Annotated in this window: 19 protein-coding genes and 2 pseudogenes; 8 read left to right on the forward strand and 13 right to left on the reverse strand. The window is 72.4% G+C overall.

Annotated elements, in window-relative coordinates:
* Nucleotides 1–354 precede the first annotated feature (354 nt).
* Nucleotides 355–825, forward strand: a complete 471-nt coding sequence (locus tag J2N69_RS27480; protein ID WP_230904896.1) for a Dps family protein — start codon at nt 355–357, stop codon at nt 823–825.
* A 610-nt stretch (nt 826–1,435) separates the two neighbouring features.
* On the opposite strand, the gene J2N69_RS27485 is transcribed toward J2N69_RS27480, so the two are convergent.
* The 3 genes from J2N69_RS27485 to J2N69_RS27495 all read right to left on the reverse strand — a co-directional run bounded on the left by J2N69_RS27485 (nt 1,436) and on the right by J2N69_RS27495 (nt 8,391).
* Nucleotides 1,436–2,224 (reverse strand): SDR family NAD(P)-dependent oxidoreductase, encoded by a 789-nt coding sequence (locus J2N69_RS27485; protein WP_230903087.1) that lies wholly within the window; start codon nt 2,222–2,224, stop codon nt 1,436–1,438.
* Between the two features lie 47 nt (nt 2,225–2,271).
* Nucleotides 2,272–3,072, reverse strand: a complete 801-nt coding sequence (locus J2N69_RS27490) for an Fpg/Nei family DNA glycosylase (protein ID WP_230903088.1) — start codon at nt 3,070–3,072, stop codon at nt 2,272–2,274.
* A gap of 633 nt (nt 3,073–3,705) precedes the next feature.
* The gene (locus J2N69_RS27495) at nt 3,706–8,391 is read right to left on the reverse strand and encodes an ATP-dependent helicase (protein ID WP_230903089.1); all 4,686 of its coding nucleotides are present in this window, start codon (nt 8,389–8,391) and stop codon (nt 3,706–3,708) included.
* Between the two features lie 130 nt (nt 8,392–8,521).
* On the opposite strand from J2N69_RS27495, the gene J2N69_RS27500 reads away from it, so the two are divergent.
* From J2N69_RS27500 to J2N69_RS27510, 3 genes are read left to right on the forward strand one after another with little or no spacing between them, the layout of a single operon-like run.
* Complete coding sequence (locus tag J2N69_RS27500) at nt 8,522–9,415, forward strand: AraC family transcriptional regulator (protein WP_230903090.1); 894 nt, start codon at nt 8,522–8,524, stop codon at nt 9,413–9,415.
* Nucleotides 9,385–10,146, forward strand: a complete 762-nt coding sequence (locus J2N69_RS27505; RefSeq protein WP_230903091.1) for an AzlC family ABC transporter permease — start codon at nt 9,385–9,387, stop codon at nt 10,144–10,146. Before J2N69_RS27500 ends, J2N69_RS27505 begins: the two co-directional genes overlap by 31 nt.
* On the forward strand, nt 10,143–10,451 hold the full coding sequence (locus tag J2N69_RS27510; RefSeq protein WP_230903092.1) for an AzlD domain-containing protein: 309 nt from the start codon (nt 10,143–10,145) through the stop codon (nt 10,449–10,451). The genes J2N69_RS27505 and J2N69_RS27510 overlap by 4 nt, the downstream gene beginning before the upstream one ends.
* 66 nt (nt 10,452–10,517) lie before the next feature.
* On the opposite strand, the gene J2N69_RS27515 is transcribed toward J2N69_RS27510, so the two are convergent.
* On the reverse strand, nt 10,518–11,510 hold the full coding sequence (locus J2N69_RS27515; protein ID WP_230903093.1) for a hypothetical protein: 993 nt from the start codon (nt 11,508–11,510) through the stop codon (nt 10,518–10,520).
* A gap of 79 nt (nt 11,511–11,589) precedes the next feature.
* On the opposite strand from J2N69_RS27515, the gene J2N69_RS27520 reads away from it, so the two are divergent.
* Both J2N69_RS27520 and J2N69_RS27525 read left to right on the forward strand, forming a co-directional pair.
* Nucleotides 11,590–11,784, forward strand: a complete 195-nt coding sequence (locus tag J2N69_RS27520; protein WP_127910735.1) for a DUF3046 domain-containing protein — start codon at nt 11,590–11,592, stop codon at nt 11,782–11,784.
* Nucleotides 11,785–11,888: 104 nt separating this feature from the next.
* A complete protein-coding gene (locus J2N69_RS27525) occupies nt 11,889–13,163 on the forward strand; it encodes an AI-2E family transporter (RefSeq protein WP_230903094.1) in 1,275 nt (424 codons plus the stop codon).
* A gap of 26 nt (nt 13,164–13,189) precedes the next feature.
* Here the strand turns inward: J2N69_RS27525 and J2N69_RS27530 are convergent.
* From J2N69_RS27530 to J2N69_RS36555, 3 genes and pseudogenes are all read right to left on the reverse strand, one after another.
* Nucleotides 13,190–13,546: pseudogene (locus J2N69_RS27530) on the reverse strand (DNA glycosylase AlkZ-like family protein); the annotation flags it as partial.
* A gap of 38 nt (nt 13,547–13,584) precedes the next feature.
* Complete coding sequence (locus J2N69_RS36545; protein WP_330166831.1) at nt 13,585–14,022, reverse strand: hypothetical protein; 438 nt, start codon at nt 14,020–14,022, stop codon at nt 13,585–13,587.
* A 26-nt stretch (nt 14,023–14,048) separates the two neighbouring features.
* Nucleotides 14,049–14,617 (reverse strand): annotated as a pseudogene (locus tag J2N69_RS36555) (beta-ketoacyl synthase N-terminal-like domain-containing protein); the annotation flags it as partial.
* 354 nt (nt 14,618–14,971) lie between these two features.
* Between J2N69_RS36555 and recA the strand changes: the two are divergent.
* Nucleotides 14,972–16,096 carry a recombinase RecA gene (gene recA / locus J2N69_RS27540; RefSeq protein ID WP_230903095.1) on the forward strand — a complete coding sequence of 375 codons (1,125 nt, stop codon included), beginning with the start codon at nt 14,972–14,974 and terminating at the stop codon, nt 16,094–16,096.
* Nucleotides 16,097–16,099: 3 nt separating this feature from the next.
* On the forward strand, nt 16,100–16,930 hold the full coding sequence (gene recX, locus J2N69_RS27545; RefSeq protein ID WP_230903096.1) for a recombination regulator RecX: 831 nt from the start codon (nt 16,100–16,102) through the stop codon (nt 16,928–16,930).
* Nucleotides 16,931–17,214: 284 nt separating this feature from the next.
* Here recX and J2N69_RS27550 read toward each other — a convergent pair whose 3' ends face one another.
* The 6 genes from J2N69_RS27550 to J2N69_RS27570 form a co-directional block, all read right to left on the reverse strand.
* Entirely contained in the window at nt 17,215–17,604 is a 390-nt protein-coding gene (locus J2N69_RS27550; protein WP_392722595.1) for a rhodanese-like domain-containing protein, read from the reverse strand.
* Nucleotides 17,601–18,161, reverse strand: coding sequence for a cupin domain-containing protein (locus tag J2N69_RS27555; RefSeq protein WP_230903097.1), 561 nt, complete (start codon nt 18,159–18,161; stop codon nt 17,601–17,603). Before J2N69_RS27555 ends, J2N69_RS27550 begins: the two co-directional genes overlap by 4 nt.
* A gap of 81 nt (nt 18,162–18,242) precedes the next feature.
* Nucleotides 18,243–18,449, reverse strand: coding sequence for a putative leader peptide (locus tag J2N69_RS36700; RefSeq protein ID WP_408056813.1), 207 nt, complete (start codon nt 18,447–18,449; stop codon nt 18,243–18,245).
* A gap of 40 nt (nt 18,450–18,489) precedes the next feature.
* Nucleotides 18,490–20,253 (reverse strand): FAD-dependent monooxygenase, encoded by a 1,764-nt coding sequence (locus J2N69_RS27560; protein WP_230903098.1) that lies wholly within the window; start codon nt 20,251–20,253, stop codon nt 18,490–18,492.
* A gap of 298 nt (nt 20,254–20,551) precedes the next feature.
* Nucleotides 20,552–21,550, reverse strand: a complete 999-nt coding sequence (locus tag J2N69_RS27565; protein ID WP_230903099.1) for an amino acid ABC transporter permease — start codon at nt 21,548–21,550, stop codon at nt 20,552–20,554.
* A complete protein-coding gene (locus J2N69_RS27570) occupies nt 21,547–22,194 on the reverse strand; it encodes an amino acid ABC transporter permease (RefSeq protein ID WP_127910728.1) in 648 nt (215 codons plus the stop codon). The genes J2N69_RS27565 and J2N69_RS27570 overlap by 4 nt, the downstream gene beginning before the upstream one ends.
* Nucleotides 22,195–22,247 lie beyond the last annotated feature (53 nt).

Below are 22,247 nucleotides of genomic sequence, written 5' to 3' on the forward strand. Positions count from 1 at the left end.
GGTGTGACGTGTGCGGTGAGAGGCATGTGCCGCGAGAGACGTTTGCGGTGAGAGGTGCTTGCGGCGAGAGGTGTGGCGTGCGCGGTGAGGCGCGTTACGGCGTGCCTTTCGGCTGAGCGCTCGCGCTGAGCGTCATGCGTGTGGAGGTCCCGACCGGGTACCCGGTCGGGACCTTTTGCGTTCCCTGAAGGGACGGACGTCCCGTGTAGAAGCGCCGGGGCGGGACAGAAGACCACTGAGAAGATCGCCTTATCGGGATGTAAGCCCCCTAAGGCCTCTAATCAGCCATATCGGCCTACTTGTGCCATGGTTGATGAGGGTTTCTCTCGTTCGTCGATGAGTTGGAGGAGACAGATGTACGTCGCCAAGAGCCCGCTGTCCGACGCGGATCAGAAGACGGTCTCGGAGGCGCTGCAGGGCGCGCTGGTGGACCTGGTCGACCTGTCGCTGGTGGCCAAGCAGGTCCACTGGAATGTCATCGGACCGCGTTTCCGCTCCGTACATCTGCAGCTGGACGAGGTCGTCGACACCGCCAGGCAGCACTCCGACACGGTGGCGGAGCGCGCCTCCACGCTCGGTGTCTCGCCCGACGGGCGCGCGGCGACCGTGGCCCAGAGCAGCGGTATCGGCAAGACCCCCGAGGGCTGGATCAAGGACTCGGACGCCATCGGCGTGCTCGTGGATGCGCTGGGCGCGGTGATCACGCGCTTCCGTGAGCGGATCGACGCGACCGGTGAGGCCGACCCGGTCAGCCAGGACATCTTCATCGGGATCACGGCCGACCTCGAGAAGCACCACTGGATGTTCCAGGCCGAGAACGGCTGACGCGTGCGCGGGGCTGGGGGGTGGCGGGGCGCCGCTGCCGCCGTGGGTGTGTCGGTGGGCGCACCTGGGGGCGCTACGGTGTTTCGCGCGCCGTTGGCACGCCCTCGGATGCGTCCGCCGCGCCCTCCCGTGGGCTGAACCGGGGGTCTAGCGTCGATCTCGCGTCGGCGGGAGGTGACAGCCGTGATAGCCGTGATAGCCGGGAGCGGGAAAGCCGTGGCGTGGCGCATGGTGCGGTGGGTGTCTCTCGTCGTGGCCGGCGCGGTGTGGTGGTGGGGTGTGCTGCGGCTGGCATTCGCGCCCGATGCGGGGGCGGTGGAAGGGGCTGTCGCGGCGGGAGGGTGGGGGTTGAGTCTGCTGCCTGTGCATTGTGTGCCGAAGGGGGAGGCGCAGGGGCGGGTTTGTGGGCGTGTTCGTGGGCGTGGGCGTGTGCGGTCGGCTTCGGGTTCCGGGGTGGCTGCGGCTTCCGGGGTGGCTTCGGTTTCCGGGATAGCTTCGGTGGGGGTGGCTTCGGTTTCCGGGGCGGCTTCGGTCGGGGCGGCTTCCGGGGGTGAGTCGCGGGGTGCGCGATGGGGGCGGGTTTCCAGGGTTGTCAAGGCGTGGTGGCGCCCTACCAAGGCATGGCGACGCCGCCGTTCGGGCGGAGGATCTGGCCCGTCGTGAAGGACGAGGCGTCGGACGCCAGGTGCAGTACGGCGTGCGCGACGTCGTCCGGTTCGCCGACGCGGCCAAGGGGCGACATGCGCACCATGATCCCCTCGGTGTGGGCTTGGGCCCGTGTGTCGTGCCGCTCGGTCATCGGAGTGCGAACCCAGCCCGGCGCCACGGCGTTGACCCGGATGCCGTGCGGGCCGACTTCCGTGGCCAGGGTTTTCGTGAGCTGTACGACAGCCGCCTTTGACGCGCCGTAACAGAGGAGGCCGGGGCCGCCGGTGTCCACGGCTCCCGAGGCCATGGTGACGATGCTGCCGCCCGTGCCCGCCTCGATCATGGCGCGGGCCGCGGCCTGGCACGCGTAGAGGACGCCTTTGAAGTTGATGTCCAGGACGCGGTCGAGGTCTTCTGCGCGGGTCTCCAGGACGGGGCTGCTGTGCATGACCCCGGCGATGGCGGCCATGATGTCGAGGCGGCCGGGGGTGATGGCCGTTTTCCCCGCGGCTTGAGTGACGGCCCGTTCGATCTGTTCTTTGTCGGCGACGTCCAGTACGTGGGTGTGGGCCTCACCGCCGACCGCCTTGATGAGCGTCGCGGTCTCGTGGAGTTTCTGGGCGTCGCGGTCGGCGCAGTGCACTGTTGCGCCGGCCTCGGCGAGCAGCAGAGCCGACGCGCGGCCGATGCCGCTCGCGGCGCCGGTGACGAATGCGGTGCGTCCGGTGAGGTCGTACGCCGTGACGGCCATGACGGGACGGTACGGCGGAGCTGACGGGGCGTCAACTGGCGCGATGTTCAGGGAGTTGGGCCCTGCTGGCAGGTGGGGCACCAGTAGGTGGGGCGGCTGCGGGAGCCGTCGCCCTGCTCCGCCACGCGGATCAAGGTGCCGCAGCGCAAGCAGGGGCGGCGCGCGCGGCCGTACGTGTACAGGCGCTGGCCGTTGTACGGGCGGCCGGTGGTGGTGCGGGAGGGCCGCTCGCGGTTGGCCTCCAGGAGCTTCTTCGCGAGGCCGGGCAGACGGGCGGCTGTCTCCTCGGGGAGTTCGCCTACGGAGACCCAGGGGGTGATACCCAGGATGAAGCACAGCTCGCTCTTGTATACGTTGCCGATGCCCGCGAGGTTGCGCTGGTCCAGTAGGGCTTCGCCCAAGGCGCGGTCGGGCGTCGCGAGGAGGTTCCGCAGGGCGAGGTCAGGGTCCCAGTCGGGACCGAGGAGATCGGGGCCCAAGTGGCCCACGGCCTTGTTCTCGTCGGTGGTGCGGAGCAGGTCCAGGACGGGCAGGCGGTAGCCGACGGCCGTGCGCTCGGCGGTGCCGAGGATCGCCCGGATCTGGTGCCCTGGGCCGCCGCGCCAGGGCTCGCCGGGGGCGTAGATCCGCCAGGCGCCGTCCATGCGCAGGTGCGAGTGGAGGGTGAGGCCGCCCTCGATGCGGGTGAGGAGGTGTTTGCCGCGTGCGGTCACGTCCAGGACGGTGCGTCCGGTCAGGTCGACCGTCGCGAGCTTGGGGACGCGGAGGTCGGAGCGCGTGAGGGTGTGCCCGGCGAGGGCGGTGTGCAGCCGCCGGGCTGCCTGGTGGACGGTATCGCCTTCGGGCATGGGTCCAGGGTGGCATGGAGGGGCGGGGTGGGGTGCGTGGGGTGGCGTGGGCGGGTCGGCTGCGGGGCCGGTGGGGGTGTGTGGCGCGAGGCCGGGGGTGGGGGTGGGGTTGTCGCTCGGTTGCGGGCCAGGTGAGTGCTGGCTGGGGCCGGGGCGAGGCCGGTCGCCGGTCAGGGCTGGGGCTGGTGGCTGGGGCGGCGGCCGAGGCTTGGGCTGACTGAGTGCCTGTGGCGTCTGGGTGGCTGTGGCGTCTGGGTGGCTGGGGTGAGCTTGGGCAGGGCCGTGGCCTGAGGCGGGCTGGGCTGGGGCAGGGTGTGTGCTGAGCGGCTTCGCGACCGCTGAGCCACTGGTGGCGGCGATCGCCGGGGCGAGACCAGCCCCAGGCTGGGGCCGCAGGCCGAGGGCCCGGAACCGAGGCCGAGGCGGGCGTGGTGCATGACAGCGGGGTGGCTGGAGCGGGGCCCGGGCGGCCCAGAGGCTACGGCTTCGGGCTGGGCCACCGGGCCCGGGCTGAAGCCAAGCCCAGGGCGGACCGGGGCCAGGCACCGCAGCTGGAATCAGGCACCGCGGCCTGAGCCAGGCCGGGGGCCGGACCCGCGCGGAAACGGAGGGGGAACGGGGTGGTGGACAAGGTCACGCCCGCAGCCGTAGGCCCCGTGGGGTGGCATGGAAACCGGCTCCCTCCAGCAGAGGGCCGAACGGGGAAGTCAGAGCCGCGACGCCGTTGACCCGCTCCACCGTCACCGTGCCGAGCGCGCCCGCTCGGGCGGCTGAGGCCAGGGCTTCGGCGGCGGCGTGCAGGCGGGGGTCTTCGGCGACCGGGTCTTCAGGGGAGGCGGGCCAGGCCAGGAGCGTCTTACCGCCCCGCTCCATGTAGAGCGTCAGTTCGCCGTCGACCAGGACGACCAGGGAGCCCGCCTTGCGGCCGGGCTTGTGACTGGCACCGGCCGGTGGCTCGGGCCAGGGCAGTGCGGCGCCGTACGCGTTGGCGGGGTCGGCGGCGGCGAGGACGACGGCGGCCTGGGCGTCGGAGGGGCGGCTGCCGTCCGTACGCTCCCGGGTGTTCGCCGTGGCGCGCAGGCGGTCCACCGCGCCGTCCATCGCGAACTGGGCCGCGCCGAGCCCCTCCACGACGTACCCCCGCCGGGCCTGACCGCTGTCCTCGAAGGCGGACAGGACGCGGTACACCGCCGAAAAGCCGCCTTCCACGCCTTCGGCCGCCACCGCGCCGCGGGTGACCACGCCATGCCGGTCCAGGAGGGCGCGGGCCAGGGCGTGGGCGCGCAGCGTCGGGTCGGGCTCGCGGGCCGGGAGCAGCGACCAGCGGCCCGCGACCGTCGGGGGGCCGGTGCGCGAGGCGGTGCGGGCGGCGGCGGTCAAGGAGCCGTAGCGTCCGCGCGGGATGCCCCGCTTGGCGCGGTGAGCCGTGGAGCCCGCGGTGCGCCCGGAGCCGAGGAGCGAACGCATCGGGGTGAGGGTGTCGTTCGTGAGCCGTCCCGACCAGGCCAGGTCCCAGATCGCGTCGGCCAGTTGCGGGTCCGAGGCCTCCGGGTGGGTGGTGGCGCGGACCTGGTCGGCGATCTGGCGGAAGAAGAGGCCGTACCCCCCGGAGAGGGAGTCCAGGACGGACTGGTGCAGGGCGGTCAGCTCCAGGGGATGCGGGGGCGGCAGGAGCAGTGGTGCCGTGTCGGCGAGGTAGAGGGAGACCCAGCCGTCCTTCCCCGGCAGGGACCCGGCGCCCGCCCAGACGACCTCGCCGGCCGCGGTGAGTTCGTCGAGCAGGGCGGGGGTGTACCCGGCGACGCGCGAAGGCAGGACCAGCTTTTCGAGGGCGGACGCCGGGACGGTCGCGCCCTGCAACTGCTCGACGGCGCGCACCAGTCCGTCGATGCCGCGCAGCCCATGGCCGCTCAGGTGCTGCCACTGGGGCAGGAACTGGGCGAGCGCCGACGGAGGCACGGGCTCCAGCTCATGCCGCAGGGCCGCCAGGGAGCGGCGGCGCAGCCGGCGCAGGACCGCGGCGTCGCACCACTCCTGGCCGATGCCGGCGGGGTGGAACTCTCCTTGTACGACACGGCCGTTCGCCGCGAGGCGTTGCAGCGCGCCCTCCGTGACCGCCACGCCGAGACCGAAGCGGGCGGCGGCGGTGGCGGACGTGAACGGGCCATGCGTACGGGCGAAGCGGGCCAGAAGGTCACCCAGGGGGTCCTTGACCGGCTCCGTGAACGCTTCGGGAACCCCCACCGGCAAGGCCGTGCCGAGGGCGTCGCGCAGGCGACCGGCGTCCTCGATCGCCGCCCAGTGGTCCGCCCCGGCGATCCGGACCCGGATGGCGCGGCGGGCGGAGGCCAGCTCGGCGGCCCATCCGGGTTCGGCGCCGCGCTCGGTCAACTCGGCCACGGTGAGCGGCCCGAGCAGCCGCAGCAGGTCGGCGACGCCTTCGGAGTCCTTGACGCGCCGGTCCTCCGTGCGCCACTGCAGTTCCTGCTCCAGCTCGGCGAGGACGTCCGCGTCGAGCAGCTCGCGCAGCTCCGCCTGGCCGAGAAGCTCCGCGAGGAGGTGGGAGTCCAGAGAAAGGGCCGCCGCGCGCCGCTCGGCCAGGGGGGAGTCGCCCTCGTACAGGAACTGCGCCACGTATCCGAACAGGAGGGAGCGGGCGAAGGGGGAGGGCTCGGGGGTGGTGACCTCGACGAGGCGGACGCTGCGGGACTCGATGTCGCCCATCAGTTCCGTGAGGCCCGGTACGTCGAAGACGTCCTGGAGGCACTCCCTGACGGCCTCCAGGACGATCGGGAACGAGCCGTACTCGCTCGCCACTTCGAGCAGTTGGGCGGCGCGCTGACGCTGCTGCCACAGAGGGGTGCGCTTGCCGGGGCTGCGGCGCGGCAGCAGCAGGGCGCGGGCGGCGCACTCCCGGAAGCGGGAGGCGAACAGGGCCGAGCCGCCCACCTGGTCGGTGACGATCTGATTGACCTCGCCCTTGTCGAAGGCGACGTCACCGGCTCCGATGGGGGCCTTCTCCGCGTCGTACTCCGCCGCCGGCTCGGTCGGGTCCTGGTCGAGGAGGTCCAGGCCCATCAGGTCGGCGTCCGGCAGGCGGAGCACGATGCCGTCGTCGGCGTGCATGACCTGGGCGTCCATGCCGTACCGCTCGGTCAGGCGGGCGCCCAGGGCGAGGGCCCACGGGGCGTGCACCTGGGCACCGAAGGGGGAGTGCACGACGACGCGCCAGTCGCCCAGTTCGTCGCGGAACCGCTCGACCACGATCGTGCGGTCGTCCGGGATGTGCCCGCAGGCCTCGCGCTGCTCCGCGAGGTACGACAGGACGTTGTCGGCGGCCCAGGAGTCGAGGCCCGCGGCGAGCAGCCGCACGCGCGCGTCCTCCGGCGACAGCGCGCCGACCTCCCTGAGGAACGCGCCGAGTGCCCGGCCCAGTTCGAGCGGGCGGCCCAGCTGGTCGCCCTTCCAGAAGGGCAGCCGGCCCGGGACACCGGGGGCGGGGGAGACGAGGACGCGGTCGCGGGTGATGTCCTCGATGCGCCAGGAGCTGGTGCCGAGCGTGAAGACGTCGCCGATCCGGGACTCGTACACCATCTCCTCGTCGAGCTCTCCGACGCGGCCGCCGCCCTTCTTCGGGTCGGCGCCCGCGAGGAAGACCCCGAAGAGGCCGCGGTCGGGGATGGTGCCTCCGGAGGTGACCGCGAGGCGCTGCGCTCCGGGGCGGCCCGTGACGGTGCCCGCCACGCGGTCCCAGACCACGCGGGGGCGCAACTCCGCGAAGGCATCGGAGGGGTAGCGGCCCGCGAGCATGTCGAGCACGGCCGTGAACGCGGACTCCGGGAGGGATGCGAAGGAGGCGGCCCGGCGGACCACCGCCAGGAGGTCGTCGACCTGCCAGGTGTCGAGCGCGACCATCGCCACGAGCTGCTGCGCCAGCACGTCCAGGGGGTTGGCCGGGACGCGCAGCGACTCGATGGAGCCCGTGCGCATCCGCTCCGTGACGACGGCCGCCTGGACCAGGTCGCCCCGGTACTTGGGAAAGACGACTCCGGTGGAGACCGCGCCCACCTGGTGGCCCGCGCGCCCCACGCGCTGGAGCCCGGAGGCGACGGACGGCGGCGACTCGACCTGCACGACCAGGTCGACCGCGCCCATGTCGATGCCCAGCTCCAGGCTGGACGTGGCGACCACGGCCGGCAGCCTGCCCGCCTTCAGGTCCTCCTCGACCTGGGCGCGCTGCTCCTTGGAGACCGAACCGTGGTGGGCGCGGGCCAGGACGGGCGGGGCGCCCTTGGCGGCACCGGACTCGGCCATCAGCTCGGCCGGGGAGTGATCCTCGGGGAGGGCCTCACCGGTCGCCCGTTCGTACGCGATTTCGTTGAGGCGGTTGCACAGGCGCTCGGCCAGGCGGCGGGAGTTGGCGAAGACGATCGTCGAGCGGTGCGCCTGGACGAGGTCGGTGATCCGCTCCTCGACATGCGGCCAGATCGAGGGCCGCTCCGCCGCCGGACCGCCGCCGTCCCCGGAATCGGCGACCGGGGAGCCGCCCAGCTCGCCGAGATCCTCGACCGGGACGACCACCGACAGGTCGAACTCCTTGCCGGAGGGCGGCTGGACGATCTCCACCTTGCGCTGCGGGGAGAGATAGCGCGCCACCTCGTCCACCGGCCGCACCGTCGCCGACAGGCCGATGCGGCGCGCGGGCCTGGGCAGCAGCTCGTCCAGCCGCTCCAGGGAGAGGGCGAGGTGGGCGCCGCGCTTGGTGCCCGCGACGGCGTGCACCTCGTCGAGGATCACCGTCTCGATGCCGGTGAGCGCGTCGCGTGTGGCCGAGGTGAGCATCAGGAAGAGCGACTCAGGAGTCGTGATCAGGATGTCCGGTGGGCGGGTCGCCAGGGCGCGCCGCTCGGCGGCGGGGGTGTCGCCCGAGCGGATGCCGACGCGCACCTCCGGCTCGGGCATGCCGAGGCGCACGGCCTCTTGGCGGATGCCGGTCAACGGGCTGCGCAGATTGCGCTCGACGTCGACCGCGAGGGCCTTCAGCGGTGACACGTACAGCACCCGGCAGCGCTTCTTCGGGTCGGCCGGCGGCGGTGTCGAGGCCAGCTGGTCGAGCGCGGCGAGGAACGCGGCCAGGGTCTTCCCGGACCCCGTGGGGGCGACAACCAGCACGTCGGAGCCCTCGGAGATGGCCTGCCACGCCCCGGCCTGGGCGGAGGTGGGCGCGGAGAAAGCCCCCGTGAACCAACTGCGGGTCGCGGGGGAGAATCCGTCGAGCGCGCCGCGGGCACCGCGGGCACCGGATGTGGAGCTGACCATGCCCCCATCGTGCACCCCGCCACTGACAACGGCGCCGACCTGCGGAAAAGAGGCGCGCGTGCGTCGCAGCAGAAGCCATAGCGTGCCCGTCCGGGTTTGGAGCATGGCGTGTTCGTCGCAGTATGGGGGCATGGCGGTCTCGGCGGAGCAGGCACGGCACTGGCGGTACGCCGACCTGCCCGGCGTCGACCTGCTGCGGGCCCGCTACATCCGCAGGACGTTCGTGCGGCACACCCACGAGCACTACGTGATCGCGGCGATCGCCGAGGGCGTCGACGTCTTCCGCCACACCGGCGCCGACCGGCACGCGGGGCCGGGAACCCTCGCCCTGATCAACCCCGACACCCCGCACACCGGGCGGGCCGGCGGACCCGAGGGCTGGCGGTACGGCGTGGTCTACCCGGCACCCGATGTGGTCGCCGCCATCGCGGCGGAGACGACCACCCTTCGCGGCTCACCCGGCTTCATCCGCCCGGTCCTCGACGACCCGTACGCCGTGGAACTCGTGCACCGGGTGCTGCGCGCGGCGGAAGAGGGCAACGCGCTCGCCGCCGACACACTGCTGCGCGTGGCGGTGACCCGGCTGCTGCGGCGCAACGGCGGATCTCTGCCGCGGCGCACCGTCCGCACGGCGGGCGCGGCAATCGCGGCACGCGCGCGTGCCGTCCTGGAGGAGAACCTCGTGGACCCGCCGAGCCTTGAACGGCTCGCCACCGGACTCGGCGCCAGTCCGTTCGCTCTCCTGCGTGCCTTCCGTGACGCGTACGGCATGCCTCCGCACGCGTGGCTCACCGACGCGCGGGTGCGCCGGGCCCGCCGTCTCCTCGACGCGGGCACGCCGCCCGCCGCCGCGGCCGCCGCCGTGGGATTCACCGACCAGCCGCACCTCAACCGGCACTTCACCCGGATCGTGGGGGTGCCGCCGGGGGCGTATCAGCGCGAGCGCAAGAACGTACAAGACCCGGCCGCGGCCGCGCTCGTAACGTCCGGTGCGTGTCAGAACAGACGAACCCCGCGGAGATAGAAGCGCCGGACGGCAGACGCGAGAGCGGCGTGCCCATGGAGAAACCCGACGCCGCCGTCGTCCGGGACGCGCTCGGCGTCGGGATCACCGTAGGGCTCTCCGGCTTCGCCTTCGGAGTGACCTCGGCGAGCACTGGTCTCACGGTGATCCAGACCTGTGCGCTCAGCCTGCTGGTGTTCACCGGGGCGTCGCAGTTCGCCCTGGTCGGCGCGCTCGCGGGCGGCGGCGATCCGTCTGCGGCCGTCGCGGGCGCCTTCTTCCTCGGGGTGCGCAACGCGTTCTACGGGCTGCGCCTCTCGCGGCTGCTCGCCCTCCCGCGCGCGGTACGGCCGTTCGCGGCGCACTGGGTCATCGACGAAACCACGGCCGTCTCGCTCGCCCAGCCCACGCGGCGTGGCGCCCGCATCGGCTTCACGGTCACCGGACTCACCCTCTACGCCATGTGGAACCTCAGCACGCTGCTCGGCGCGCTCGGCGCCGGGGCGATCGGCGACACCGACGCGTGGGGGCTCGACGTGGCCGGCCCCGCGGTCTTCCTGGCGCTGCTGGCGCCCATGCTGCGGACGGCCAGGGAACGTGCTGTCGCAGGCGTCGCCGTCCTCCTCGGGCTCGGCCTGCTGCCGGTGCTGCCCGCGGGCGCGCCCGTCCTGGTGGCCGCTGTCGCCGTGCCGCTCGTTCTCTACGTAGAGGGCCGAAAGGCTCGCGGTGACGACCGAAGGGAGGACCGGTGAACACCTGGACGGCGATCGGTGCGACCGCCGTCGGCTGCTACCTCGTCAAGCTGGCGGGGCTCCTGGTGCCCGGGGCCGTGCTGGAGCGACCGCGCGTGCGACGCGTGGCCGCCCTGCTGCCCGTGGCCCTGCTGGCGGCGCTCACGGCCCAGCAGGCCTTCGCCGACGGGCGGGTGCTCGTCCTGGACGCCAGGGCGGCAGGGCTCGGCGCAGCGGGTGTGGCGCTGCTGCTGCGCGCGCCGTTCCTCGTCGTCATCGCGGCGGCCGTGGTCGGGACGGCCGGGCTGCGGGCGCTGACAGGGTGACGCGGCAGCCTGAGCGGCCCGTCGGCCCTGTGGAGACGCGGCCACGCCAGGAAGCACCTGCCCTTGTCAGCCGATGGGCCGCCCATACGCGCGGAGTGTGCGCAGCGCCTCGATGGTCACGATCGGGCGCGACTCCAGGGCCGTGCCCGGCGCCCACTGCCGCCACCGGACCGGCCAGCCACCGTCCTCCCGCTGCTCGCGCAGCAAGAAGTCCAGCGAGCGCTCCATCTCCGCATCGGTGAACCACGCGCGCGCGAGCGACTCGGGAGCCTTCGCGAAGTCGTGCGGGAAGTGATGCTCACCCGGCGCGTACCCGGGCGCCACCGGGTACGCGTCCAGGTCGTCGGGGTCCAGCGCGGCCAGGCGCTGCTCGCGTACGAGGCGGCCGAGACGGTCGGCGGCGGCCCGCGCGCGCGAGCGGTCGGGCGCGCCGTCCAGGAAGGCGACGGCCGCCTGGACCTCGTACGGGTGCGACTTCTCCAGCGACTCGACTGCCGCCCAGCAGAAGTCCGTGGCGCGGAAGAGCCAGGCGTGCCACACCTGGTTGCGGTGGAGCAGGCCCACCACGGGGCCGGTGGCGAGCAGCTCGCCGGGTGGGTCGTCGACGACCGGCACGAAAGGTGCCGAGGGGTAGCCGCGCTGGCTGGGATGGATCGCGGGGAGGGCGCCTTCGGGTGTCGAGACCGACGTCAGATAGCGGCACACGCGCTCGACCCGCTGCCCGCCGCACCGCCGGATCGAGTCCAGGACCCGCAGGGCGTGCCCGGTGTGCAGCGGCTGGCTCACGGGGCCGCGCAGATCGGGTTCGAGCGCGTAGCCGTACCCGCCGTCCGCGGTGGCGTACGCGCTGAGGGCGGTCTCCACCGCGTCCGCGGCCTGCTCGCGGCCCGTGCCGGCGGCCTTCGTGGGGAAGTGGTACGCGAACCGCCGCTGCTCCAGCACGCGCGCGGTGAGCCAGACGAAGTGCTCGGCGCGGGCGACCGGGGAGGGCGCCGCGTCGCGGAAGGGCACGGGGTCGGTGAAGGGCACGGGGGCGGGGGATGCTCCGGTTTCGGCCATGTCCCGACCGTAGGGCGGAAAGCGGTCTCGACAAGCCCCCTGAGCCCGGCTGCACTCTCAGGGGCGCGATACTGAAGGCATGCGGTTGACGGTTTTCTGGCAGCGGATGGCGGCCCACTTCGGAGCGGGGTACGCCGACTCGTTCGCACGCGATCACGTGATGTCGGAACTGGGCGGCCGTACGGTCAACGAAGCGCTGGACGCGGGCTGGGACGCCAAGGACGTCTGGCGCGCGGTCTGCACGGCCATGGACGTACCGGCCGAAAAGCGCTGACTTCAGGACGGCCGGTTCGCGGCGGCGGCCTCCACGCGCGCGTGGGTCGGCCCAAGATGCGGGGGCGGCGGCCGTTTGTCGGTGGCGTGGGCGAGACTGGGCCCGTGGCACCCACAGACGAGACCGCGCAGGTCACCCAGGACATCGCTCCGCCCGGCCCGACGCCGCCCCCGCGGCCCCCCGCCGGAGCCGAGGCGGCGAACGGCGTCGGCATGCCGCGCTGGCTGCCACGTGCCATGGTGCTCGCCCTCGCGCTCATCGCCTGCTTCCAGCTGGGCAGCTGGGCCTTCCACCAGCTGACCGGGCTGTTGATCAACGTCCTCATCGCGTTCTTCCTGGCGCTCGCGGTCGAGCCGGCGGTGAGCTGGATGGCGGCGCGCGGGCTGCGCAGGGGCTTCGCCACGTTCATCGTCTTCATGGGCGTCATGATCGCGAGCGCGGGCTTCATCACGCTGATGGGCTCGATGCTCGCCGGCCAGATCGTGGACATGGTCGAGGACTTCCCCGACTACCTCGACAAGGTCATCAGCTGGATCAATCAGACGTTCCACACGGACCTCTCCCGCGTCGAGGTGCAGGACAGCCTGGTCCACTCCGACTGGCTCCAGAAGTACGTGCAGAACAGCGCCAGCGGCGTCCTGGACGTCTCCGCGCAGGTCCTCGGGGGCCTCTTCCAGCTCCTGACGATCCTGCTGTTCTCGTTCTACTTCGCGGCCGACGGGCCGCGGTTGCGGCGCGCCCTGTGCTCGGTGCTGCCGCCCGCCAAGCAGGCCGAGGTGCTGCGCGCCTGGGAGATCGCGGTCGACAAGACCGGCGGCTATCTCTACTCGCGCGGCCTGATGGCGCTGATCTCCGGGATCGCCCACTACGTCCTGCTCCAGACGCTCGACGTCCCCTACGCGCCCGTGCTCGCCGTGTGGGTGGGGCTGGTCTCCCAGTTCATCCCCACCATCGGCACGTACCTGGCGGGCGCCCTGCCGATGCTGATCGCCTTCACGGTCGATCCCTGGTACGCCCTCTGGGTACTGATCTTCGTCGTGATCTACCAGCAGTTCGAGAACTACATGCTGCAGCCGAAGCTCACCGCCAAGAGCGTGGACATCCACCCCGCGGTCGCCTTCGGATCGGTCATCGCGGGCACGGCCCTCCTCGGCGCGGTCGGGGCACTCATCGCCATCCCCGCCGTCGCCACCCTTCAGGCCTTCCTCGGGGCGTACGTGAAGCGGTACGACGTCACCGACGACCCCCGGGTGCACGGTCACCGGCGCAGGGTCGGACCGACCCTCCTCGCGCGCGTGCGGCGCGCTCTGGGCGGGCCGAACGAACCGGGGGCGGCGGCGGAGTCCGAGACGCGGCCGAAGCCGGACGGCCACCCGTAGGGCCTGGACTCCTTTGGTGGGCCCCGGGCCTCGGGGAGCTTGGCCCACCAGAAATGGTGGCGGCTGTAGACCTTCGTCTCACGGCCGTCGAGGAGCCCCCTCAGGGAGCGGGCCTCCGCGGCGAGCCCGTCCCAGGTCTCGGAGGACAGGGACTGGAAGGCCGTGGTTTCGATGCCGTCGTCCACCGGCCGCCACACCCCGGCGACATGGCCGTCGACCAGTAGGTGGGCAACGCGTCACCGTTCGCGCGGATGACCAGGGGGGCGGTAGGCCGGGGGTATCACCCGGCTGCGGTCGGCGTACGCCGACAGGACGCTGTCCCACATCGCCATTCGGGGCCGAGAGAACGGGGGCGCTGCGGCACCGAGCCCAGGCGCGTTGGCGCACCAGGCGCGGCTGCTCGCACGAGGCCATTCACGTGTCACGCGGTCGCGAGTCGCTTGAGGCGTTCGGCCAGGGCGCGGTACCGGCCGGCGCGCTCGGCTGCTTCCTCGTCCGTCCCCTTCAGGCGTACGGCGACCAGCAGGGTCCGTCCGTCCTTGGAGCGCAGCCACGTGTCGCCGGTGGTCCGCGCCGACCACACGGTCTTGACGCCGCGCTGTCCGGCCGGCTTCTTGGTCACCGCTGTGGTGCTGTCCTGGACGCGGGCCTCGCGTGCACCGCGGGCCGGCGGTGGAACGGCCAGGAGCAGATCGGCCAGGGCGGGCGCGCGGCGCGCCCGAGCGGCGCAGGCGCGTTCGAGTATGAGGATGCCGGCGCCCTCGCCCAGGACGAGGCCGTCACCCTGCGCGTCAAACGGCCGGCCGCCAGGGTCGGCTCCGCTGTGCGCCGGGACAGCGCCCGCATCCGCGCGAAGCACGTGGCCGTCATGCGCGGGCGTGCCGACTCGCTGCCGCCCGCCAGCACGATGTCGCAGGTACCGGACCGCAGCAGGTCCCGGGCCACTCTGAGGAGCGCGGTGGCGCCCGACGCGCAGGCGCTGGCGGTGGTGAAGTTTGGGGCCGCGCGCCCAAGTCGATGGCGACCTCGCCCGCGGCCATGCTCAGAACGCTGCGTGGGAGCGCGAGCGGCGAAACCCGCTCCGGCCGCCCGGCGCCGAGGTGGCCGAACTCGGTGACGTAGGTACTCAGACTGTTCGAGCCCACACCCAGTACGACACCGACTCGTTCCGCTTCCCAGGTGTGGCGATCGAGGCCCGCGTCCGCGACGGCCCGCCGGGCGGCGGCGAGGGCGAACTGGATGAAGCGGTCCGCGCGCCGTGCCGGCGCCCGGCCGAGTTCCGCCTCGGCCTCGAAATCCGTCACCTGGCAGGAGAAGTCGACGGGCAGTCCCGCCAGGCCGGGACCGGTCGCGGCGAGCGAACGGCCCCGGCACAGGGCCGCCCAGTTCGCCTCCACCGTGTGCCCGGCCGGAGTCACCAGCCCCAACCCGGTGACCGCGATCTCAGCGCGCATGCTCGAACGCCCGAGCCGCCTCGCCCAGGGTCGAGGACGTGCGCAGGTCCAGGGCGTTCTCGGGGGTGCCGCGCTCGGTGGCGTTCAGGTTGTCTTCTCGCGGCCCGCCCGTGGCAGGGGACGTCAGTGCGGCGTGCCGCGCTTGACACCAAAATCGAACACCCGTTCATATGGGGGGTATGGCGGCCATTTTCCGGGGGCGTGAGGGAGGAACCCCGGCCCGACCCGGAGGATTTCGGTGTGGGATGACCTTGAGTTATCCACAGGCTGGACGGGCGTCGGGGCGGATTGTCAGTGGCAGGCGTTAGCGTCTTTGACGTGAAGCGATCGACTCAAGCAAATCGGGTGGAACCCATGGCAGGAACCGACCGCGAGAAGGCGCTCGACGCCGCGCTCGCACAGATTGAACGGCAGTTCGGCAAGGGCGCAGTGATGCGCATGGGCGAGCGGCCGAATGAGCCCATCGAGGTCATCCCCACCGGGTCGACCGCGCTCGACGTCGCCCTCGGCGTCGGCGGCATCCCCCGCGGCCGCGTGGTGGAGGTGTATGGACCGGAGTCCTCCGGTAAGACGACCCTCACGCTGCACGCCGTGGCCAACGCCCAGCGGGCAGGCGGCGCGGTGGCCTTCGTGGACGCGGAGCACGCCCTCGACCCCGAGTACGCGAAGAAGCTCGGCGTCGACATCGACAACCTCATCCTGTCCCAGCCGGACAACGGCGAGCAGGCCCTTGAGATCGTCGACATGCTGGTCCGCTCCGGCGCCCTCGACCTCATCGTCATCGACTCCGTCGCAGCCCTGGTGCCGCGCGCGGAGATCGAGGGCGAGATGGGCGACTCGCACGTGGGTCTCCAGGCCCGCCTGATGAGCCAGGCGCTCCGGAAGATCACCAGCGCGCTCAACCAGTCCAAGACCACGGCGATCTTCATCAACCAGCTGCGCGAGAAGATCGGCGTCATGTTCGGCTCCCCGGAGACCACCACCGGTGGCCGGGCGCTGAAGTTCTACGCCTCGGTGCGCATGGACATCCGCCGCATCGAGACCCTGAAGGACGGCACGGACGCGGTGGGCAACCGCACCCGCGTCAAGGTCGTCAAGAACAAGGTCGCGCCGCCCTTCAAGCAGGCCGAGTTCGACATCCTCTACGGCCAGGGCATCAGCCGCGAGGGCGGCCTGATCGACATGGGCGTCGAGCACGGCTTCGTCCGCAAGGCAGGCGCCTGGTACACGTACGAGGGCGACCAGCTCGGCCAGGGCAAGGAGAACGCCCGCAACTTCCTGAAGGACAACCCCGACCTCGCCAACGAGATCGAGAAGAAGATCAAGGAGAAGCTGGGTGTCGGCGTGAAGCCCGAGGCTCCGGTCGCCGAGCCGGGCGCGGACGCGGCGGGCGCGGCTCCGGCCGAGGACGCCGCCAAGACGGTGCCCGCACCGGCGGCCAAGGCCACCAAGTCCAAGGCCGCGGCGGCCAAGAGCTAGTCCGTGACGCGACGAACGGACTGGGCGGACCACACCACCCCCGAAAGCCGCCCCGGCGCCGCGGGGCGGGGCCACGGGGGCGGTGTGGATCAGTACGGCGCAGGCGAGTACGGCGTGGGCCCGGACGACGGCCGCGGCTTCCAGAGCCTTCAGGACGGTGAGGAAGCCGGTTCGCACGGCGGTGACGGGCGGGGCTCCCGGGGCGGTGACGGCCACCGGGAAGGCGGCACCGGCCGCGCTGGTGGGCGTCGCAGACGCCGTGGCGGCTTCGGTGACCGCCGGGACGACGGCCCCCCTTCCTCGTCGAGGGCCGAGAAGGGGGAGCCGCCGACGGGGGACCCGGCTGAGCGGGCGCGGGCGATCTGTCTGCGCCTGCTCACCGGCACCCCGCGCACGCGCAAGCAGCTCGCCGACGCGCTGCGCAAGCGGGAGATCCCCGATGAGGTGGCTGAGGAAGTCCTCTCCCGCTTCGAAGAGGTCGGGCTGATCAACGACAGCGCCTTCGCGGACGCCTGGGTGGAGTCCCGCCACCACGGGCGGGGCCTGGCCCGGCGCGCGCTCGCCCGCGAGCTGCGCACCAAGGGCGTGGAGTCCACGCTGATCGACGAAGCCGTCGGACAGCTCGACTCGGAGCAGGAGGAGGCGACCGCGCGGGAGCTGGTCGCCCGCAAGCTCCTCTCCACGCGTGGCCTCGATCGCGACAAGCGGCTGCGCCGCCTCGCGGGCATGCTCGCCCGCAAGGGTTATGGGGAGGGCATGGCGCTCAGGGTGGTCCGGCAGGCCTTGGAGGAAGAGGGCGAGGACACCGAGGACTTGGGGCACGAGGCGTTCTGAGGGTGCCGCCCCCACGGGGGTGGGGCGGCACCCTGAGCGATCCGCGTACCTCAATGCGCGCTCCGCGGGGTGGGGTCACCCCGCCCCGCGGAGACGCCGGCCCTCTGGAGGGACATCGGCTCCCCGCGCGGCTTCGGCTCCCGGAACTACCTCTTCCGGCATGGCCTTGGCCCCGGACTCGACCGTGGCCTCGGACTCGGCGCGGGCCAGGGCCTCCCCCTGCCGTCACCGTGGCGCCAGCCAAGAAGTAGGGCGGTCAGGACACCCGGCTGCCCCTCCGGGCCTCACGCCGCGACCGGCAGCCCCGCCGCTTTCCACGCCTGGAAGCCGCCGATGAGGTCGGTTGCGTGACGCAGGCCCAGCTGCCGCAGGGACGCGGCCGCGAGACTCGACGCGTAGCCCTCGTTGCAGAGCACGACGACCCGCAGATCGTGGTCCGTGGCCTCCGGGGCACGGTGGCTGCCCTGGGGGTCGAGGCGCCACTCCAGTTCGTTGCGTTCGACGACCAGCGCGCCGGGGACCAGGCCGTCGCGTTCCCTCAGCGCCGCGTACCGGATGTCGACCAGCAGGCCACCGGCCCGCGCGATGTCGTACGCCTCCTGCGGGCCGACCCTGTCGAGGCCGCGCCGCACGTGCTCCAGCAACTCGTCGATGCCGGTCGGCTGTTCGCTCACTGCCAGTCCTCCGGACGCTCCACGGCCTCCAGGCGGAGCACCTCGCCGATGCGGCTGTAGCGGCGGATGCGGGGGAGGGGCGGGTAGTAGGCGTGGACGGAGATGGCGTGTTCCGTGGCCGACTCGTTCAGCACCTCGTGTACGTGGTTACGGCCGAAGGCGCGGCCCTCACCGGCCCCCAACTCGCGCTCGCGGTCGATGCCTTCGGAGAGTTCCAGGGTCTTCCATCCGTCCGTGGGCAGGCGCGCGGCCAGGGAGTTCTCCTTGAGGGTGCCCGCCGCGGTGAGGAAGGCGCCGACCGACTCCGCGTGGTCGTGCCAGCCGGTTCCGCTGCCCGGCGGCCACCCGATCAGCCAGGCCTCGCTGCCGCCGGGCCCGGCCAGACGCACCCAGGTACGCCCCTCGGGGTCGAGCGGCAGGGAGGCGACGAGTTCGGTGTCGGCCGCGCTGCGGCGGACGAAGTCGAGGAGCTCGGCGGCGGTCGGAGCGGCTGTGCGCGCGGACGCGGGGGGCGCAGCAGCGGAGCCAGAGGCGGAGGCAGGGGTGGAAACAGACACAGGTACCGTCCTGAAGGTTCGCGGAAGGGCGCGCGAGCAGGCCGGAAGACGGCGCTCAGCGCGGGGAGAAAAGATGCGAATTCAGCAGGACGGGTGACACACGCAGCCTGCGTAGCGGACGAGGTCCATGTGGACCCTCCGCCACAGGCGCACATCGGTGTCGGTCACGATCCGGAGTAGACCATGGAGGTCTGGGGCGGTCAACTCCTGCTCAGCATGCGGTCGGGAGGGGTTCAAGGGGCGGTCCGCGTGGGTCGAGCAGGGCCCTCCGGAGGCATGAGCACCCATCGGATCGCCGGCCTCCGCTCGGGTCCGCCCCGCCCCTCCCTCACATGCCCGGCCGCGTGGCGCCGGCTGAGCCTCCGTTCCCGCCCAGCTGCACCGCCGAGCCGGGCGGGGCCGCCCGCCCCGGCTGCTCCGCGCCGGCCTTCCGGAAGTCCACCGCGCCCCCGGCCTTCTCGCTGCCGCCCTTGCCGTTACCGCCCTTCTCGCCCTCGCCCGCCTCGCCTCGACGCGCCTGCGCCACAGGCCTTGCGCCGCCCACCGCCGCCTCGGCGGCCGCGTACAGCTCGGCCGGGCGTACTCCGCAGAGCGCGGTGACCAGGTGCCCGTCGGGGCGTACGAGCAGGACGGAGTGGGCCGCGGCCCCGGGATAGCTCTCCGCGACGAGCAGTTCGGCCGGGTGCGGCAGCGCCGTCACGGCGGCGGCGAGCCGCGGCATGATCCCGGCCGTCATCCAATGCCGCCGCTCCCACACCACCGTGCCCGGCGCGACCAGGACGACGAGGAGGTGACCGCGTCCGAGCCGCTCCCGCAGCTGGACGAAGGACCCGTCGGGGGCGGTGACCTGCACGTCGGCGACGGGCGCGCCCGAGTCCGTGCCCACCGCCACCTGGGACTCGGACGGCACGGGCGCCAGGGGAGAGTCCGCGTACGACGAGGGGGCACCGAGCGGCCCGCGCCCGACATGGCCGTCCGTGAGGAGCGCGTCGTGCCCGCGCGCCGACCCCGGCACGTAGGAACGCAGGCCTCCGCCGCCGCGCAGCACCGGCAGTGATTGGTCGGCGGCGCGCAGGCGTGCGGCCACACCGGCCCGCCGCTCGGCCTGATAGCTGTCGAGCAGCGGGTTGTGCGGGCCGTGGTGCCAGGCTAGCGCCAGCTTCCACGCGAGGTTGTCCGCGTCCCGCAGCCCCTCGTCGAGCCCCTGCGTGCCGAGCGCGCCCAGCAGGTGCGCGGCGTCCCCGGCGAGGAAGGCACGGCCGACCCGCCACCGGCGGGCGAGGCGGTGGTGGACGGTGTGCACGCCCGTGTCGAGCAGCTCGTACGGCGGTGTGGAACCCCCGCACCAGCCCGCGAGGGTCTCCCGGATACGCAGGACGAGGGCGTCCGGCGTCACCAGTTCGCCGCGTGGCGGAAGGAGCCAGTCGAGCCGCCACACCCCGCCGGCGAGCGGACGGCCCGTCACCTCGGCGCCCGCGCCGCGCCACGGAGGCATCCGGTGCAACAACGCTTCACCGGGCCACGGAAGTTCCGTGCGCAGCGCCGCCACGGCGTGTCGCTCGACCGCCGTACGCCCCGGGAAGCGGATGTCCAGGAGCTTGCGCACGGTGGAGCGGGAGCCGTCGCAGCCCACCAGGTAACTGCCACGCCACCACGTGTCCTTGGGGCCGCGTGAGTGGGCCGTCAGCCCGGACGCGTCCTGCTCCAGGGCGTCGAGCTTGCTCTCCGTCGAGATCGTGACGAGCCGTTCCGCGGCGAGGGCCTCGCGCAGCGCGCCGGTCAGCACGTGCTGGGGCAGGTGCAGCGGGGAGGGGGTCTCGTCGTCGAAGGACAGCTCGCGCATCACCTGCTTGCGCCGCAGGGACCGCCAGCCGGCCCAGCGGGCACCCGACTCCGCGTCACCGAACGAGTGACCCGCGAGCCGTTCCACGAAGGCCGCGGTGTCCTCGCGGAGCACGGTGGTCCGTGCGAGGCGCTGTTCGTCCTTGCCCGGTCCTTCGTCGAGGACGACCGTGGGCACCGAGTGGCGGGCGAGCGCGAGGGCGAGCGCGAGGCCGACGGGGCCCGCGCCGACGATGATCACCGGGTCCACGGCGTGCGCCCTCCGGCCCGGCGGGCCCCGAGGGTCCGGGCTGCCCCGAAGCGCTGGACGTACGTACAGAAACTGGCAGTTGGAGCCCGGTGCACGATCACAGAACGTATGCAACCCATTGCCGGTGCTTGCGTCAAGTGACGTTGGCAGTGGCGAAGTGACGCCGGCGGTGGCGCCCACCAGGCAGCAGCCGTGGAGCGGGAGGCCGACAGGTGGTTTCCGGCCTGAGGAAAACGGAGCGGGGGCGGCCGGTCGGCCACCCCCACTCCTATGTCGTCACTCCTAGGTCGTCACTTCGTCAGTTGGACTTTCCAACCGGGCCGCTCGGCTCGTCGTCCGGGCGGTCGGAGCCACCCTTCGGACCACCGGTGCCCGCCTCAGGCGTGGCGCCGGCCGCGGGCTCCGCGACACCCGACGGGCCGAGGGGCGTCGTCGCGTCCAGCACGCCCGGCGTCTCCGCGGGCTCCGCCGCGGCGGCCACCACGATGCCGGTCTTGGTGCGGCGCCCGCGCTTCTCGATCCACGTGGCGAGCGAGGAGAGCGCCATGCAGAGCGCGATGTAGATGGCACCGACCACGACGACCGTCTGGACGAACGGATACGTGCCGTTCACCGGCGTGTTGTTGGCGATCAGCCGCGCCGAGTACAGCAGCTCGGGGTAGAGGATCATGTAGCCGAGCGAGGTGTCCTTGAGCGTCACCACGAGCTGGCTGATGATCGTCGGCAGCATGGAGCGCACGGCCTGCGGGAACAGGACGCTGGTCATGACCTGGGTCTTGTTCAGGCCCAGGGCGTAGGCGGCCTCCCGCTGGCCCTTCGGCACGGCGTTGATGCCCGCGCGCAGCACCTCGGCCTGGACGCAGCCGTTGTAGATCGACAGACCGAGGACCAGCGCCCAGAACGGCGTCATGTCGCCGACGATGCCGACCCACAGGGCGAAGATCGTGATCAGCAGCGGGATCGACCGGAAGAGGTCGATGAAGATCACCGCGGCCCAGCGCACCGGGCGGTGGTCGGAGAGCCTGCCGACACACAGCACGACCGCGAAGACCAGCGAGAGGACACCCGCGAACGCGAAGGCCTTCAGCGTCGCCAGGAGCGCTTCGAAGATGTTGTCGCGGATGCCGGAGTAATTGAAGATGTCCCACAGGGCACCTTCGAACTCGCCCTTCTCATTGAGCCGCAGAACGACCCAGACGATCAGGCCGAGCACCGCCGCGGTGCCGACGACCGAGTAGATCCGGTTGCGGACCCTGGCCTTGGGACCGGGTGCGTCGAAGAGGACACTGGCGCTCATCGGGCCACCTCCATACGGTGCTCCAGCAGCCGGAAGGCGCCATTGATGGCGTACGTGATGATCAGGTAGGCGAGGGTCACCCAGATGAAGATCATGGTGATGTCGTAGCCGTCATTGCTGAGGGTCTTGGTGACGTTGAACAGGTCGACGTTGTCGAAGCCGCCCGCGATCGCGGAGTTCTTCGTCAGCGCGATGAAGATCGACCCCATCGGGGCGATCACCGCGCGGGTGGCCTGCGGGAGCACCACGATCCGCATGACCTGCGTGAAGCTCATGCCGATCGCGCGGGCCGCCTCGGCCTGGCCCATCGGGACGGTGTTGATGCCGGAGCGCAGGGCCTCGGCTATGAAGGACGACGTGTAGAAGCCCAGCGCCACGACGCCGAGCACGAAGGAGTCCATCTCCGGGAAGAGGATCTTCGGGAGAATGAAGAAGGCCACCAGGAACAGCAGGGTCAGCGGGGTGTTCCGGAGGATGTTCACCCACACGGTGCCGAAGACGCGCAGGGGCGGCACGGGTGAGACCCGGAAAGCGGCGATGATCACGCCGAGCACCATGGCGATGATCCCGCTGACCACGGTCAGCTCCACGGTGCCGATGAACCCCTCGCGGAACAGCGACAGGTTGTCGGTCAGTACGTTCATGAATTCTCCGCGAGAGGGCGGTCGGGCGGCGACGGGCTCACAAGACGCCCCGC

The organism is Streptomyces huasconensis, assembly GCF_021028635.1.
Lineage (GTDB): Bacteria > Actinomycetota > Actinomycetes > Streptomycetales > Streptomycetaceae > Streptomyces > Streptomyces huasconensis.